Origin of the sequence: Marinobacter sp. BW6 (assembly GCF_008107725.1) — a bacterium.
GTDB lineage: Bacteria > Pseudomonadota > Gammaproteobacteria > Pseudomonadales > Oleiphilaceae > Marinobacter.
Genome location: NZ_VIRN01000068.1, coordinates 310,021 through 325,049, shown reverse-complemented (window position 1 = coordinate 325,049; position 15,029 = coordinate 310,021). Strand labels below are relative to the sequence as shown.

General features: G+C 60.0%; 12 protein-coding genes. 8 read left to right on the top strand and 4 right to left on the bottom strand.

The window, feature by feature from the left end; genetic code table 11:
• Positions 1-63 precede the first annotated feature (63 nt).
• Complete coding sequence (locus FMN52_RS18370; protein WP_148610061.1) at positions 64-2,508, top strand: EAL domain-containing protein; 2,445 nt, start codon at positions 64-66, stop codon at positions 2,506-2,508.
• Positions 2,509-2,535: 27 nt separating this feature from the next.
• Here FMN52_RS18370 and argH read toward each other — a convergent pair whose 3' ends face one another.
• Entirely contained in the window at positions 2,536-3,945 is a 1,410-nt protein-coding gene (argH, locus tag FMN52_RS18365) for an argininosuccinate lyase (protein WP_148610060.1), read from the bottom strand.
• A gap of 119 nt (positions 3,946-4,064) precedes the next feature.
• Between argH and FMN52_RS18360 the strand changes: the two genes are divergently transcribed.
• From FMN52_RS18360 to FMN52_RS18335, 6 genes are all read left to right on the top strand, one after another.
• Positions 4,065-5,105, top strand: coding sequence for a sensor histidine kinase (locus FMN52_RS18360; protein WP_148610059.1), 1,041 nt, complete (start codon positions 4,065-4,067; stop codon positions 5,103-5,105).
• A 29-nt stretch (positions 5,106-5,134) separates the two neighbouring features.
• Positions 5,135-5,884, top strand: coding sequence for a LytTR family DNA-binding domain-containing protein (locus FMN52_RS18355; protein WP_148610058.1), 750 nt, complete (start codon positions 5,135-5,137; stop codon positions 5,882-5,884).
• Positions 5,885-5,976: 92 nt separating this feature from the next.
• Positions 5,977-6,918: a hydroxymethylbilane synthase gene (gene hemC, locus FMN52_RS18350; protein WP_148610057.1), complete on the top strand. Its 942-nt coding sequence runs from the start codon at positions 5,977-5,979 to the stop codon at positions 6,916-6,918.
• Positions 6,899-7,708, top strand: a complete 810-nt coding sequence (locus tag FMN52_RS18345; RefSeq protein ID WP_148610056.1) for a uroporphyrinogen-III synthase — start codon at positions 6,899-6,901, stop codon at positions 7,706-7,708. The genes hemC and FMN52_RS18345 overlap by 20 nt, the downstream gene beginning before the upstream one ends.
• Before the next feature lie 8 nt (positions 7,709-7,716).
• On the top strand, positions 7,717-8,841 hold the full coding sequence (locus FMN52_RS18340) for a uroporphyrinogen-III C-methyltransferase (protein ID WP_148610055.1): 1,125 nt from the start codon (positions 7,717-7,719) through the stop codon (positions 8,839-8,841).
• Entirely contained in the window at positions 8,838-10,079 is a 1,242-nt protein-coding gene (locus FMN52_RS18335; RefSeq protein WP_148610054.1) for a heme biosynthesis HemY N-terminal domain-containing protein, read from the top strand. The genes FMN52_RS18340 and FMN52_RS18335 overlap by 4 nt, the downstream gene beginning before the upstream one ends.
• Position 10,080: 1 nt before the next feature.
• On the opposite strand, the gene FMN52_RS18330 is transcribed toward FMN52_RS18335, so the two are convergent.
• The 3 genes from FMN52_RS18330 to rho form a co-directional block, all read right to left on the bottom strand.
• On the bottom strand, positions 10,081-11,085 hold the full coding sequence (locus FMN52_RS18330) for a 2Fe-2S iron-sulfur cluster-binding protein (RefSeq protein ID WP_148610053.1): 1,005 nt from the start codon (positions 11,083-11,085) through the stop codon (positions 10,081-10,083).
• Position 11,086: 1 nt separating this feature from the next.
• Positions 11,087-12,574 carry a 4-hydroxy-3-polyprenylbenzoate decarboxylase gene (gene ubiD / locus FMN52_RS18325; RefSeq protein WP_148610052.1) on the bottom strand — a complete coding sequence of 496 codons (1,488 nt, stop codon included), beginning with the start codon at positions 12,572-12,574 and terminating at the stop codon, positions 11,087-11,089.
• A 246-nt stretch (positions 12,575-12,820) separates the two neighbouring features.
• Positions 12,821-14,083 (bottom strand): transcription termination factor Rho, encoded by a 1,263-nt coding sequence (rho, locus tag FMN52_RS18320; protein ID WP_148610051.1) that lies wholly within the window; start codon positions 14,081-14,083, stop codon positions 12,821-12,823.
• A 363-nt stretch (positions 14,084-14,446) separates the two neighbouring features.
• On the opposite strand from rho, the gene moaB reads away from it, so the two are divergent.
• Positions 14,447-15,019, top strand: coding sequence for a molybdenum cofactor biosynthesis protein B (gene moaB, locus FMN52_RS18315; protein ID WP_148610050.1), 573 nt, complete (start codon positions 14,447-14,449; stop codon positions 15,017-15,019).
• The last annotated feature ends 10 nt before the right edge of the window (positions 15,020-15,029 follow it).

The following is a 15,029-nucleotide window of genomic DNA, read 5'->3' as shown; positions in this document are numbered from 1 at the left end:
GTCGGCATCGTGGCAAAACCTTTAGAAAAATAAAAGCTGGAGAACACGCGAGGCTCACCCGCTGTGAAAGAATTCATCATCCGCCGCTATCGCTCGGAACCGTCCCCGGCATCTGAGCGCCAGACCGTTTTACGCATCGACGATGAAGGCAAAGTACTGTTCGCCGACCACCAGGCCGAGACGGTGCTCGGTTATGACAGCAGTGAACTGGAGGGGCAGCCGGTACACCGGATCCTGGCATCACGCCAGGATGATCCGTTCGCACCGGCGAATCGCCATCGGATTGAACAGGGCCAGAACGTTCTGGTGACCTTCCGGCACAAGGAAGGTTTTTTCTACACCGCCTGCCTGAGCCTGCGGCTCGACATGCGGGATTCCGACAAGGCGGCCAGTGCTACGATAACCTTGTGCGACAGTTCCACCAGAGATTCGCGTCTGTTGCGGGGGGCCGAGAGCAGTGCCGGTTTTGGTATCTGGGAACTGGACACCCGAACCAATGAAATGACCTGGACCGAGGGGATGTTCCAGCTTCTAGAGCTGAGACCCGGGGCCGAAATCACCCCCGAGCAGGCGCTTTTCTACTGCCAGACCGGGCAGGCCAGGGTCCGGGCGATGTTCCGGCGCGGCCTCCGCACGGGCGAACCGTTTTCTCTCGAGCTCGATATCGTCACCTCACGACAGAACCAGCGGCGGGTGACTCTCAGTTGTCGGGCCTTGAAGCAGGGCGGCAGGATTCCCAAGCTCGGCGGCACTCTGGTGGACCGCACCGCCGACATGCAACTCGACAGGGCTCGCCGGCATGCGAACGCAATCCTCGCAGCCACCACTAGCGCCACCTCCGATCTGGTTGTCGCCGTCGATGCCTCGTTCAACCTGCTCCACTTCAATGACGCCTGGGCCAGGCAGTTTTCCGAAACCTTTGGTCGGCAACCCAAAGCCGGCGATAGCCTGAGCGATCTTCTGCTGGAATTTCCGAACGAACGCAGGCTGATGGAGCGGCTTTGGCACCGGGCCTTCGAACGAGACAGTTTCGTGGTTGAGATGCCCATGGCCCAGCAGGCGCGCGAATTACCAGTGCATGAATTCCACTACCAGCGCCTGACCAATGACCAGGGCGAGATCACCGGCGCTGTGCACGTGGCGAGGCGTATCGAACCGAGGCTGAACCACGCCTCAAGCGAGGAATACCGGATACGTCACGATCCGGTTACCGGCCTGATGAATCGCAAGGCATTCATCGCCCGGGTTCTCAGAACCCTGGAGCAGAAAACCCATAGGGAATCCTGTGACAGCCTGCTCTACCTGGATCTTGATGAATTCGAACGCTTTAACGAGCTTGCCGGCAGCGGCACCTGCGACCGCTATCTCCGGGAACTGGCCGGCAACCTGGGCGTGCGTGTTCGCCAGCGGGACGCCCTGGCCCGCCTGGCCGGAGACACCTTCGCCCTGCTGATTGAGAACTGTCCGGAAGCACGGGCCCGCAAGATTGCCCAGGAAACCCTCGATCTGATTGGAGACTTTGTCTTCGACTGGCAGGGCCACAAGCTCCAGACTACCGCTTCCGGCGGCCTTCTGATCCTGGACAGAGAGGTCCCCGGAGATCCGGAACAGCTTCTGAGCCAGGCGGCCGACCTGTGCCATACCGCCAAGACGTCCGGACGCAATCGGGTCCACGCGGCCAGGGCCCTTGCCCACCAGGCCGACGACTCAACCGCCAGCAAACGAGTCGAGCAGATCCGCGAAGCGCTGGATAATCACACTCTGCTTCTCGAATACCAGGCAATGAGACCCGTGGCCAGCCCCACCTGGGGCGACCACATTGAAATACTCTGCCGGATTCCGACGACCTCGAATAACGAGGCGGCGCTGAAGCCCGAGGACTTCCTGCCCATCGCGGAGCGATTCGACCTTGCCAAACGTCTGGATCGCCAGGTGATCCGGCAAACCCTGGACTGGCTCGGCAACCAACCGTTGCTGGAACCGCGATTGAAATACTGCGGATTCAACCTGTCTCTGGCCAGCGTGCTGGACGACACCTTCGCCGACTTTATGGCCGACGTCCTGAGCGAGTCACCGTTTGACCCTAGCTGTTTCTGCCTGGAAATTCGCGAAGCCCATGCCACCCAGTACCCCGACGACGTGGCCGTGCTCTGCGACGCACTTCATCGGGCGGGCTTCCGCGTTGCCCTGGATGGCGCAGGTGCTTCGGTGGAAAGCTATAGCCTGGCCGCCAAGTTGCCGGTGGACATCATCAAGCTGGATCGGAGAATGGTTCAACATCTGGAAGAGGATCCGGTGCAGCAGGTGATGCTGGAGGCCCTGCACCGGATTGCCGAGGCCGCCGGCAAGGTTACGGTGGCAACATTTATCGAAAGCGACGACGCTCTGCGAAAGGTTCGGACTCTGGGCATTCATTACGGCCAGGGTTACCGGCTATTCCGCCCGCAACCGCTGGACAAACTGACCCCTGCAGCGGTGGATCTGACTACGGGGCGAATTGGCGGCTAGCCGATCCGCCCCCAGCAGGAACCTGGTTTAGCCCAGTTGAGTGCGGGCCCGGCCAACCGCCGCGCGCACCTGGTTGGGTGCTGTACCACCGAGGTGGTCACGGGCCTGAACCGAACCTTCCAGGGTCAGGACATCAAAGACGTCGGCACCGATATGATCGGAGAACTGCTGCAACTCTTCCAGGGTCATATCAGACAGGTCACGTCCCTCGGCCACACCAAAAGCCACTGATTTTCCGACGATTTCGTGGGCATCCCGGAAGGGCACACCTTTCTTTACCAGGTAATCCGCCAGATCGGTGGCGGTTGAGAAACCGCGCTTGGCCGCAACCCGCATGTTGTCGGCCTTGGAGCGAATGGCCGGAATCATGTCGGCGTAGGCTTTCAGGCAGCCCTTGAGGGTATCCACGGTATCAAACAGGGGCTCCTTGTCTTCCTGATTGTCCTTGTTGTAGGCCAGCGGCTGGCTCTTCATCAGGGTCAGCAGGCTGATCAGGTGGCCGTTAACACGCCCGGTCTTGCCCCGAACCAGCTCCGGCACATCCGGATTCTTTTTCTGGGGCATGATGGACGAGCCGGTGCAAAAGCGGTCGGGCAGATCAATGAAATCGAACTGGGCGGACGTCCAGAGCACCAGCTCCTCGCTGAACCGTGACAGATGCGTCATCAGCAGCGCACCAAAGCTGCAGAACTCGATGGCAAAGTCCCGGTCGCTGACGGAATCCAGACTGTTCTCGCTGGGCCGGTCAAAACCCAGCAGCCTAGCGGTCATTGCCCGATCGATCGGATAGGTGGTACCGGCCAGTGCCGCCGCACCCAGGGGCATCACGTTGACCCGCTTGCGGCAATCCTGCAGACGCTCGGCGTCCCGCACCAGCATCTCATACCAGGCCAGCAGGTGGTGCCCGAAGGTTACCGGCTGGGCGGTTTGCAGGTGGGTGAAGCCAGGCATAATGGTATCCGCTTCACGCTCGGCCAGGTCCAACAGGCCGGCTTGCAGGCGCTTCAGTTCCTCGGCAATGACGTCGATCTCGTCCCGCAGGTACAAACGGATATCGGTGGCCACCTGGTCGTTGCGGCTACGGCCTGTGTGCAGTTTCTTGCCGGTGATGCCGATACGGTCGGTCAGACGCGCCTCGATGTTCATGTGCACATCTTCAAGACTGACGGACCACTGGAACTTGCCGGCCTCAATGTCCGCCTTGACCCCTTTCAGGCCTTCGATGATCTGATCCCGCTCCTCAGTGGTGAGCACACCAACTTCGGCCAGCATGGTGGCATGGGCGATGGAACCGGTGATGTCGTGATGGTACAGGCGCTGGTCAAATCCCACAGATGCGGTAAATTTCTCAACAAAAGCATCGGTAGGTTCACTGAAGCGTCCGCCCCAGGGTTTTTCAGAGCTTGTGGTCTGGTCAGACTTTTTCTGATCCGTCATGGTCTATCTTTCCTGCTGACAGCCCGGCATCATCTGGCGGGAACTGGGTACATTGAACGTGGCGGGAGTATACCATTCTGACCCGGGTAAAGGAGACACCCCGTAACGGGGACAAAGGTGTGACAGCGAGCGAGTTCTTCGTTCCGGACCTGTGCCGGGTAAGAGCCGTGTTCCTGTTGCTGGTAACCAGTGAACTGCTGGTTCTGGTGCTGGCTATTGTGCAGGCGGATCGAGGCTGGATCGACTGGAATTACTTCGGACTGCTGTCGCTGTTCGTGCAGTGGACCACCCTCACCAGTGCTGCCCTAATCTGTCTCCTCCGGTCCAGGCTCAGCCGGATGTCAGTCGCCGGCGCCACAACCGCCATTGTGGCCATTGTGCTGCTGGATGTGCTGGCGTTCAGCCTGTTTGCCGACAGCGTACTGCACCCCCAGGCTGGCGTGGCAGTCTGGCAGGGCGTGGCCAAGAAAATGCTGCTGGCCTTGCTGATCGTGCTCATGGTGCTGCGCTATTTTTACCTGCAACATCAGTGGCAACAGCAGCGGGAGGCGGAAATGCAGGCGCATCTGGCATCGCTTCAGGCTCGCATACAGCCCCACTTCCTGTTCAACAGCATGAACACCATTGCCAGCCTGATTGCGGTCAACCCGGAACGGGCGGAAGAGGCGGTGCTGGACCTGTCGGAACTGTTTCGCGCCAGCCTTCGCACCGGCGATCAGTTGATCCCGCTGTCCAGGGAACTGGAATTGTGCCAGCGCTACCTGGCCATCGAAGCACTGCGTCTCGGCGACCGCCTGAAGCTGGAATGGCAGATTGAGGACGGCCTCGAGCAACAGGCAATTCCCCCGCTCACTCTGCAGCCACTGGTAGAAAACGCCATCTACCACGGCATTCAGCCCCGCCCGGACGGGGGCACCGTGCGAATTGAGGCCCAGGCCAAAGGCAACTTTGTCTACCTGCTGGTGCAGAACCCGAAGCCGGACCAGAATAATCAGCAACACGACGGCAACCGTATGGCGCTGGCCAACATACAGGCGCGGCTCCAGGCGCTCTTCGGCGAACCGGCGGTCTTGAAACACAGCCACCAGAACGATGTGTATACCGTTACCCTCAGGCTGCCCCGGCAAAAGGCCAGCGAACACAAAGCCCGCAAGGCATGAATCCATGAGCAAGCGAATTGAGGCCAGTCATGACTGATACCCGCAGTGTCCTGATCGCCGACGACGAACCCCTGGCCCGGGAGCGCATCCGCCGGCTGGTGGAAGCGCTCCCGGGATATAGGGTCTGTGGCGACGCTGCAGACGGCGACAGCTCTCTGAAACAGGTCGCGGAACTTGAGCCGGACATTTTGCTGCTGGACATCCGCATGCCGGGCATGGATGGCATGGAGGCCGCCAGCCGCCTGAGTCAGCTCGCAAATCCACCCGCCCTGATTTTCTGCACCGCGTACGACCATTACGCCATCCAGGCGTTCGACGTTCAGGCCATCGCCTACCTGCTCAAACCGGTTCGCAAGGAGGCCTTGGCGGATGCCCTTGCGAGGGCCGGCAGGGTCAACCGGGTGCAGCTGCAGGCTCTGAGCGGACAGACGGGCCAGAGCCAGGAGCAGCTGGCGGTGCGCACCCACCGGGGCACCGAGCTGATTGATCTGTCGGAAATCCTCTACTGCGAGGCAGATCAGAAATACGTCACCATTCATCATGCTCGGGGTGAGACCGTGTGTGACTATACCCTGAAGGAGCTGGAAAACAGTTACCCGAGCACTCTGCTAAGAATCCATCGGAACACTCTGGTGGGCGCGCGCTTTATCCAGGGGCTGAAACGGACGCCGGATGGCCAAAACCTGGTCGTGCTAAAGGATGGTGAGGGTGAGCTTCCGGTCAGCCGCCGTCACGCCAGCAGCGTTCGCCAGCGGCTACAGGAGCACCAGCCAGGCTGACTCCGCAGCACTCCCAAAGGTGGTAGCCACGGGACTTTTATGCCGCCACAAGGTAACCTTGGCGGACATTTTTCGAACCGACAGTGAGTGTCATGTCCAAACGTACCCTTCGCATTGCAACCCGCAGCAGCGCACTGGCGCTGTGGCAGGCGGAATTCATCAAGGCCGAGCTGGAAAGGCTGCACGACAACATCACCGTGGAACTGGTCAAGATCAAGACCCAGGGTGACAAGATCCTGGACGTGCCACTGGCCAAAATTGGCGGCAAGGGCCTGTTCGTCAAGGAACTGGAAGAAGCCATGCTGGACGGTCGGGCCGATCTGGCGGTCCACTCCATGAAGGACGTGCCCATGGAATTTCCGGAAGGGCTTGGGCTGGTCGCTATCTGCGAGCGGGAAGACCCGACCGACGCCTTCGTCAGCAATCGTTACGACAACGTTGACGCCCTGCCCCATGGTGCCGTAGTGGGCACCGCGAGCCTGCGCCGGGAGGCTCAGCTTCGGGCCTACCGGCCGGACCTGGAGATTCGCGTGCTGCGCGGCAACGTCAACACCCGGCTGGCCAAGCTTGATGCCGGCGAATACGAAGCCATTGTACTGGCCAGCTCCGGGCTTAAGCGCCTGGGCTTTCACGAGCGCATCCGCTACTGCCTGCCCGACACGGTGTCGCTGCCGGCGGTCGGCCAGGGCGCCCTGGGCATTGAATGCCGGGTCGATGACCAGGATCTGCTAGCCATGCTTGAACCCCTGAAACATAAAGACACCTGGGATCGCGTCACCGCCGAAAGAGCTCTGAACCGTCGGCTGGAGGGCGGTTGTCAGGTGCCAATCGCGGCGTACGCGCTTCTTGAGGACGACGATACAATCTGGCTGCGGGGCCTGGTAGGCGCGGTTGATGGCACCCAGATTTTCCGGGTCGAAGGCCGCGCGCCAAGGGCGGAAGGCGAACGTCTGGGCCGCGAACTGGCCGAGGACCTGCTCGCTCTCGGGGCCGACAAGGTGCTGGCTGAAATCTATGGCCATACACCAACCTGAGCCTGATCTGGTTGGTCGGCGGATCCTGATCTGCCGACCCGAACCCGAGGCCTCCCGGCTGGCCAGCCGGTTTCGTTCAGCCGGTGCCGATGTACATATCCTGCCGCTGATTAACCGGGAACCTCTGCCGGAAACGCCCGAGCGCCGCACACTCATCCTCAGCCTGGATGAATTTTCCCACGTGATCGCGGTCAGCCCGTTCGCCGCCCGCCTTTTGCTGAAAGAGGTGGACACCTGGTGGCCCCAGGTTCCCATGGGCATCCGCTGGTATGGTGTTGGCGCTGGCACAGCCGCAGTGCTTGCGGAACACGACCTCAGCCCACGCAGACCGCCCGAGGGCTGGACCAGTGAAGCGCTCCTGGCACTACCGTCGCTGCAAAAACTGCAAGGTGAACGGGTTCTGCTCGCCCGCGGCGAATCCGGGCGCGAACTTATCCGGGAAACCCTCGAATCCCGGGGCGCCCGAGTCACCCCGCTTGCCCTGTATCGACGTTTTCGCCCGGACCACTCCCCGGAGCAGATCCGGGCCACCCTCGACACCTTTGCTCCGCAGGCCATCATCGCCCTGTCCGGAGAAACCTTGAACAATCTCATCGCACTATGTGCGAATAGCGGCCATAATCTATACGATAGGTTATTGATTGTTCCCGCAGATCGGGTTGCCGAACAGGCCCGGGCAGCGGGATTCCGAAATCCGTGTATACCAGGAAGCCTTGCCGATAACGACATCGTGGCCACGGTTGCAGCGCAACTTGCCGGCCGGGACGGTGGCTCCGGAAAAGCCAAGTAAGGACGCCCGTGACAGAGACAACGAATCAACTGCCCGCAACCGTTTCCAAGGAACCGCCGGCCCGCCAGAAGCTTTGGCCGGTATGGCTGGTCGCCATTCTCGCCCTGATCATCGCGCTCGCCCTGGCTCTGTGGAGCTGGCAACAGTGGAACAACCATCAGTCCGTCATGCAGACGCTCCAGGCCCTGCAACAAGACACCGCACAGCTTGAAGATCGTTATGGCGACCGTGGCAGCCAACAGAGCCAGCGCCTGCAGTCTCTGGAAGAGAAACTGGCAAGCCAGCGGGAACTGATTGCCACCCAGCAGCGCCAGATCGACCACAATGCCCGTGAACTGCTGGAAGCCGGAAACCGCACACGCACGGACTGGCTGCTGGCAGAGGCGGAATATCTGCTGCGCATTGCCAATCAGCGGTTGATGATCGAAAAAGACATTCGCGGAGCCATGTCGGCCCTGGAAGCGGCAGACGAAGTACTCACTGAATCCGACGACATCGGTGTTTACCCGGTTCGCCAGCAATTGGCCCGCGAAATCCTCGCACTCAAAGGCCTCGCAGGCGTCGACCGGACCGGTCTCTATCTGAAACTGGAAGCGGCCATCGACAGCATTCATCAGCTCACCGACCAGGCCCTGATCAGCGAGAACGCGCCCGGCTTTGTCGTCAACGCTGCACAAGGAGAAAGCGCTGGAACCGGCGAAGAACCCGGCGCCGTGGCACAGGCCTGGAACAAGGTGAAAGCAACCCTGATGCAGGTGGTGGTTGTGCGCCGCATGGACGAGCCGGTCAAGCCGCTGCTCTCTCCCGACCAGAGCGCCTATGCCCGACTCAACCTCCAGCTGATGCTGGAAGAGGCGGAGATGGCGGTATTGCGGGGCAACCAGCCGCTGTATGAGCGCGCCCTTACCAAGGCCCGAACCACCATCGACGACTGGTACAACGCAAGCAATCCCCGGGTCACCGCCCTGAGTGAAACCCTGGCTGAGCTGGCTGGCAAGAACGTCGACCCGGAACTGCCGGATATCAGTCAGTCCCTCGCCCTTCTCAAGGAGCGGCTGGCCGGACGCCTCAATACCAATAACGGTAATGGCGAGGATAACGCCGGCGGTGGTAATGGAGGCGATGATTCATGATTCGCCTGTTACTGATCGTTCTGCTGGCGCTGCTGATTGGCACCGGCCTGTCCCTCGGGTTGCAATATGATCTGGGCTACATTCGAATCAGCCTTGGTCATTACCTGATCGAAACCAACTTCTGGGTGGGACTGGGTGTGATCGTTGCCCTGATCATCCTGACAGTGCTGGCCATCAACTTTATCCGCAGACTCAGGGCCAGCACCGGTCTGGTGGCAGGCTGGATTGCTCGGGGCAATGAACGCCGCGCCCGGCGGCGGACCACCCAGGGTCTTCTGGCACTGGCCGAGGGCAACTGGCCCAGAGCCCGAAAACTGCTGACATCCTCCGCCAGCCATGCGGACACGCCCTTGATCAATTATCTTGCCGCTGCCCAGGCGTCGTTCGAGTCTGGTGATCACGAAGCCGTGGATGAACTGCTGCGCAAGGCTTTCGATAGCACTCCGGGTTCCGACATGGCCGTCGGTATCACCCAGGCCCAACTGCAACTGGCGGGCAACCGGCTCGAGCAGGCCTTGGCAACCCTGATTCGCCTGCGCAAACAGTCGCCCCATCATCCCTTTGTTCTGAAACTGCTGAAAAACACCTACCTGCGCCTGGAAGACTGGCGCGAATTGTCCAGATTATTGCCTGAGCTGCGAAAACGCAGTGTGCTTTCGGAAGCGGAACTCAACGATCTCGAACGGCAGGTCTGGCACAACCTGTTGGAGCGTGCCGCCGAGGATTGCCGGCGTCAGCAGAAAGAGGACCCTGAGGCGTCGCTGGAACCGCTGACCAGGCTCTGGGACGAACTCCCGGGCTTCCTGCGCCGCGACGAATACACGATCCGGGACTACGCCCGCCTGCTTGCCAACCTTGGCGACGAGGTTCAGACCGAAACCCTGTTGCGCAAGGTGCTGCGCAACCACTGGAGCGATGAGCTGATCAACCTCTACGGGCGGGTGAAGGGCCAGAAACCGGATGAACAGTTGTTACTGGCCGAACAATGGCTGAAAGACCGGCCCAACAACCCCGAACTCCTGCTGGCGCTGGGTCGGCTAAGCCTGCGCAACGAACTCTGGGGCAAGGCCCGGGAATATTTCGAAACCAGTCTGCGGCTGAAGCGTAGCCGGGAGGCCCTGGCAGAGCTGAGCCGCCTGAATGCCCACATGGGCGAGGAAGAAGCCAGCGTCAAACTACTAATGCAGGGGCTGGCCAGGGATAACGGGCTGCCGGAACTGCCGATGCCGAGGGCCTGATTCAGGTCCTCGGTGCGTACTCCAGCACATCAGAAAAGAACGCCTCTTCGGGCAGGCCCGCATCTACCAGGGCATCCATCAGGGTGTACACCATGGTGGGCGAACCGCTGGCATGGACTTCAACGTTGTTCCAGTCCATACCCGAAGCAAGAACCGCGCGAACCAGCTGGTCGTGATGGCCGGCCCAGTCGTTATCCTCATCATCCCCCACCACCGGCAGGAACGTGAAATGGGGCCACTCGTCCTGCCACTGCTGTGCCAGGGCACGAAGATACATGTCCTCGTGCCGACGCACTCCCCAGTACAGCTTGACCGGTTGGTCGTAGGACGTTTCGCGGAGGTAATCCACCAGGCTCTTCATCTGGGCAAAGCCGGTGCCGGCGGCCACCAGCAACAGCGGTTTTGTCGGCATTGATGCCAGGCAGGCCTTGCCGTGGGGCAGCTCCACGGTCACTTCGCCACCGGACGTCAGGGCATCAATAACCTTCTGCGCCGACACCCACTCGGGGGTCGCCTGGATATGCAACTCGATATTCTGGGCCGATGGGCTGCTGGCGATGGAAAAGTAACAGGGGTCTGCGTCAGGCAGATTGACCGACAGATACTGCCCGGCGTGAAATGACAGTTCCCGACGCCGCGGGAGCTGCAGCTCAACGCGATACACATCGTGACTGATGGAACGTACGTCCACGACCTTTGCCTGAAACTTGCCAGGCTGATGTTTTCCAGCTGCCATAACGGCGGATATCTCCAGTTCCAGATCCGTGAGCGCGATGCTTCGGCACATCATCAAGCACTCACCGACCTCTATAGTCTGTTGGTTTCGGGTATTAAGCGCGGCGCCCTTCAGTAATCGGGCCTCGCAGATTTCACATACCCCATTGCGGCAGGCTGCCGGCACAGCAATGCCAGCCCGTGCGGCTGCGCCGAGCAAGTCTGACTGCGAAGCCGCAGTGAAGGCGATACCAGAGGGCCAAAGCCGCACCGCCCTGTGTTCACTGCCCATATCAGTCGGGGCGGGATGCCGGACTTTCAATGCCCAGGGTATCCCACATCTCGTCGACACGCTTTTTTACGTCTTCGGTCATGGCGATCGGCTCACCCCATTCACGGGTGGTCTCACCCGGCCACTTGTTAGTGGCATCCATCCCCATTTTGGAACCCAGGCCGGAAACCGGCGAGGCAAAGTCCAGATAATCGATGGGCGTGTTCTCCACCAGCGTGGTATCCCGGACAGGATCCATCCGGGTGGTGATCGCCCAGATCACGTCTTCCCAGTTACGGGCATTCACGTCGTCATCTGTGACAATCACGAACTTGGTGTACATGAATTGCCGCAGGAAAGACCATACCCCCATCATCACCCGTTTGGCATGGCCAGGGTACTGTTTCTTCATGGTCACCACTGCAAGGCGATAGGAACAGCCCTCCGGCGGCAGGTAGAAATCCACGATCTCCGGAAACTGCTTTTGCAGAATCGGGATAAAGACCTCATTCAGAGCCACTCCGAGAATTGCTGGCTCATCGGGAGGACGACCGGTGTAGGTGCTGTGATAGATCGGGTGCTTGCGATGAGTGATCCGTTCTACGGTGAACACCGGAAATTGGTCCACTTCATTGTAATAGCCGGTGTGATCACCGAACGGTCCTTCCGGCGCCATGTCATCCGGATAGATGAAACCTTCGAGCACAATCTCTGCGCTCGCCGGCACCTGCAGGTCACTCAGGCCCGCCTTGACCAGCTCGGTCCGGCTGCCGCGAAGCAGCCCCGCAAAGGCGTATTCCGACAGCGTATCCGGCACAGGCGTTACCGCCCCGAGAATGGTTGCCGGATCGGCGCCGAGGGCCACGGCCACCGGGTAAGGTTGCCCGGGATTGGCCTTCTGGAACTCCTGGAAATCCAGGGCACCGCCGCGATGACTCAGCCAGCGCATGATCAGACGGTTACGCCCGATAACCTGCTGCCGGTAGATACCCAGGTTCTGTCGCTCTTTATGAGGCCCCCGGGTAATCACCAGCGGCCAGGTTACCAGCGGCCCGGCGTCGCCGGGCCAGCAGTGCTGAACCGGTATCTGGTACAGGTCCACCTGATCCTTCTCGATCACCACGTCCTGGCACGGCGCAGAACGCAGCACCTTGGGACTCATGCGCATCACCTGCCGGAACAGCGGAAGCTTCTCGATGGCATCCCGGAAGCCCTTGGGGGGATCTGGTTCCTTGAGAAACGCCAGTAGCTTACCAATGTCCCGAAGCGCCGTGACGTTATCCTGCCCCATACCCAGCGCCACCCGTTTCGGTGTCCCGAACAGGTTGGCCAGCACCGGCATGTCATAGCCCTTGGGATTTTCAAACAACAACGCAGGACCACCTGCCCGCAATGTACGGTCGCAGATTTCGGTCATTTCCAGATGAGGGTCGACTTCAACGCTGATCCGTTTCAGCTCACCCAGCTTCTCCAGCTGGTCAATGAAGTCTCGCAGGTCGTTGTATTTCATCGGTTACTCCGTTCAGATATGCCAGTACTACGGAGATCGGTGGTCGCTGGACTGCTTTAAAGCAGTTGGAAAAAGCTGCGCGCACTTGGCATGAACGGCGGAGCCGGGGAGAACCTCCCCGGACCGTGCATTGCCAGGGATGGCAATGCCGAGCCCCCAGGGATGGGTTCACGGCGTGTCCGGGGAGGTTCTCCCCGGCTCTGCCCGCCCCCAAAACCAGAGGCGCTAGTCCTAGCTAGGAAGAGATCAACGACGCTTCATGGACTGGAAGAACTCGTCGTTGGTCTTGGTATCCCTGAGCTTGTCCAGCAGGAACTCGATGGCGGCGGTGTCGTCGTCCATGGAGTGCAGGAGCTTGCGGAGGATCCAAACCCGCTGGATATCGGCTTCACTCATCAGCAGATCCTCGCGGCGCGTGCCGGAACTACGGATGTTGATCGCCGGATAGGTCCGCTTCTCGGCAATCTTGCGATCCAGGTGGATCTCCATGTTGCCGGTGCCCTTGAATTCCTCGTAGATAACCTCGTCCATCTTGGAGCCGGTGTTGACCAGCGCGGTGGCAAGGATGGTCAGGCTTCCACCTTCTTCCACGTTACGGGCAGCACCGAAGAAACGCTTGGGCTTTTCCAAGGCGTGGGCGTCAACACCACCGGTCAGGACCTTGCCTGAAGACGGAATCACCGTGTTATAGGCGCGAGCCAGACGGGTGATGGAATCCAGCAGGATAACCACGTCCTTCTTGTGCTCGACCAGGCGCTTGGCCTTTTCAATCACCATCTCGGCCACCTGAACGTGACGGGCCGGAGGCTCGTCGAAGGTGGAGGCGATGACTTCGCCGCGCACGGTGCGCTGCATCTCGGTCACTTCCTCAGGCCGCTCGTCAATCAGCAATACCATGACATGGCACTCTGGATTGTTGCGGGTGATGGACTGGGCAATGCTCTGCATCAGCAGTGTCTTACCGGCCTTGGGCGGGGAAACGATAAGACCGCGCTGGCCTTTCCCGATGGGCGCCACCAGGTCCAGAACCCGGGACGAGAGATCCTCGGTGCTGCCGTTACCGGCTTCGAGCATGAGACGCTCATCCGGGAACAGCGGGGTGAGGTTCTCGAAGAGAATCTTGTTTCTGGCGTTATCCGGCTTGTCGAAATTGATCTCGCTGACCTTCAACAAGGCAAAGTAGCGCTCGCCGTCTTTGGGCGGGCGGATCTTGCCGGCAACCGTATCGCCCGTGCGCAGGTTAAAGCGGCGGATCTGACTGGGAGAGACGTAAATGTCGTCCGGTCCTGCCAGGTAGGAGGCATCGGCGGAACGGAGGAAGCCGAAGCCGTCCTGCAGAATTTCCAGTACGCCGTCACCGTAGATGTCTTCGCCGCTTTTTGCGTGCTTCTTCAGAATGGTAAAGATCACATCCTGCTTGCGCGAACGAGCCAGGTTATCGAGGCCCATCTCTTGCGCAATATCGAGCAATTCGGGCACGGATTTCTGCTTGAGTTCAGTAAGATTCATAGTTTGTTGGATTTTCAGGAATGGAAGTAAACGAGTGTTGGAATGACAGGGGTGCCCCTGAACGTATTGATCGTAAAAAAAGCTGAACTTGATGCTGGCCAGTTGGAGCAACCGGTGTAGATGGAGTCCGGAATTAAGGTACTGAAGCCAGAGAGTGGGAACAACCGTTCGCCGGGCAAGAGCGATCATCGGCCACCTGACTGGCGAATGTCAAGTGCACTGCACAAATTAACAGCAATTTCATGCCAAACCGTCCACAACAGGCCTGTGGCGCCTCCCCCTGATGGGTTACTCCCTTCCATTGGAAGCCCGTGATGGCGATACTGGCGTATAACAACTTTTCAACGATTCTGGAGCCCATCCATGAGCAGTGTACCCAGTACCGAACTGAAAGCCCTGAACGTTGCCCTGCTGACCGTGTCCGATTCACGTGGACCAGAAGAAGACACTTCCGGGCAGTTTCTTGAAGACAGCGTGATTGAGGCGGGCCATAACATGGTCGCGCGCCGGATCCTGCCGGACGACGTTTATCTGGTGCGTGCGTTGATGTCCAGCTGGATCGCCGACCCGGAGATCCATGTCGTCATCATTACCGGTGGCACCGGCTTGCTTGAACGGGACAGCACACCGGAGGCAATCAGGCCTCTACTGGACAAAACCATAGAAGGTTTTGGGGAAGAATTCCGGCGCCTGTCCGCCGCTGAAATAGGATCCTCGACAGTGCAGTCACGGGCGATGGCGGGAATGGCAAACCATACGGTGATTTTCTGCCTGCCCGGCTCAACCGGAGCCTGTCGTACCGGCTGGAATGGCATTCTCAAGAGCCAGTTGGACAGCCGCCATACACCGTGCAATTTCTCGGCACTGGTCTTACGAAAGCCCGAGAAGCCCATGCAGCGACTCAACGAAGTCATTGGACAGCGCGCCAAGCGCTGAGGCGAGAAGA

What these genes read in the sequence shown, in the direction of transcription:
- FMN52_RS18345 (WP_148610056.1), top strand. Translation starts at nt 6,899, where the DNA reads ATGGCCATACACCAACCTGAGCCTGATCTGGTTGGTCGGCGGATCCTG.
- FMN52_RS18355 (WP_148610058.1), top strand. Translation starts at nt 5,135, where the DNA reads ATGACTGATACCCGCAGTGTCCTGATCGCCGACGACGAACCCCTGGCC.
- argH (WP_148610060.1), bottom strand. Translation starts at nt 3,945, where the DNA reads ATGACGGATCAGAAAAAGTCTGACCAGACCACAAGCTCTGAAAAACCC.
- FMN52_RS18335 (WP_148610054.1), top strand. Translation starts at nt 8,838, where the DNA reads ATGATTCGCCTGTTACTGATCGTTCTGCTGGCGCTGCTGATTGGCACC.
- rho (WP_148610051.1), bottom strand. Translation starts at nt 14,083, where the DNA reads ATGAATCTTACTGAACTCAAGCAGAAATCCGTGCCCGAATTGCTCGAT.
- FMN52_RS18330 (WP_148610053.1), bottom strand. Translation starts at nt 11,085, where the DNA reads ATGGGCAGTGAACACAGGGCGGTGCGGCTTTGGCCCTCTGGTATCGCC.
- moaB (WP_148610050.1), top strand. Translation starts at nt 14,447, where the DNA reads ATGAGCAGTGTACCCAGTACCGAACTGAAAGCCCTGAACGTTGCCCTG.
- ubiD (WP_148610052.1), bottom strand. Translation starts at nt 12,574, where the DNA reads ATGAAATACAACGACCTGCGAGACTTCATTGACCAGCTGGAGAAGCTG.
- hemC (WP_148610057.1), top strand. Translation starts at nt 5,977, where the DNA reads ATGTCCAAACGTACCCTTCGCATTGCAACCCGCAGCAGCGCACTGGCG.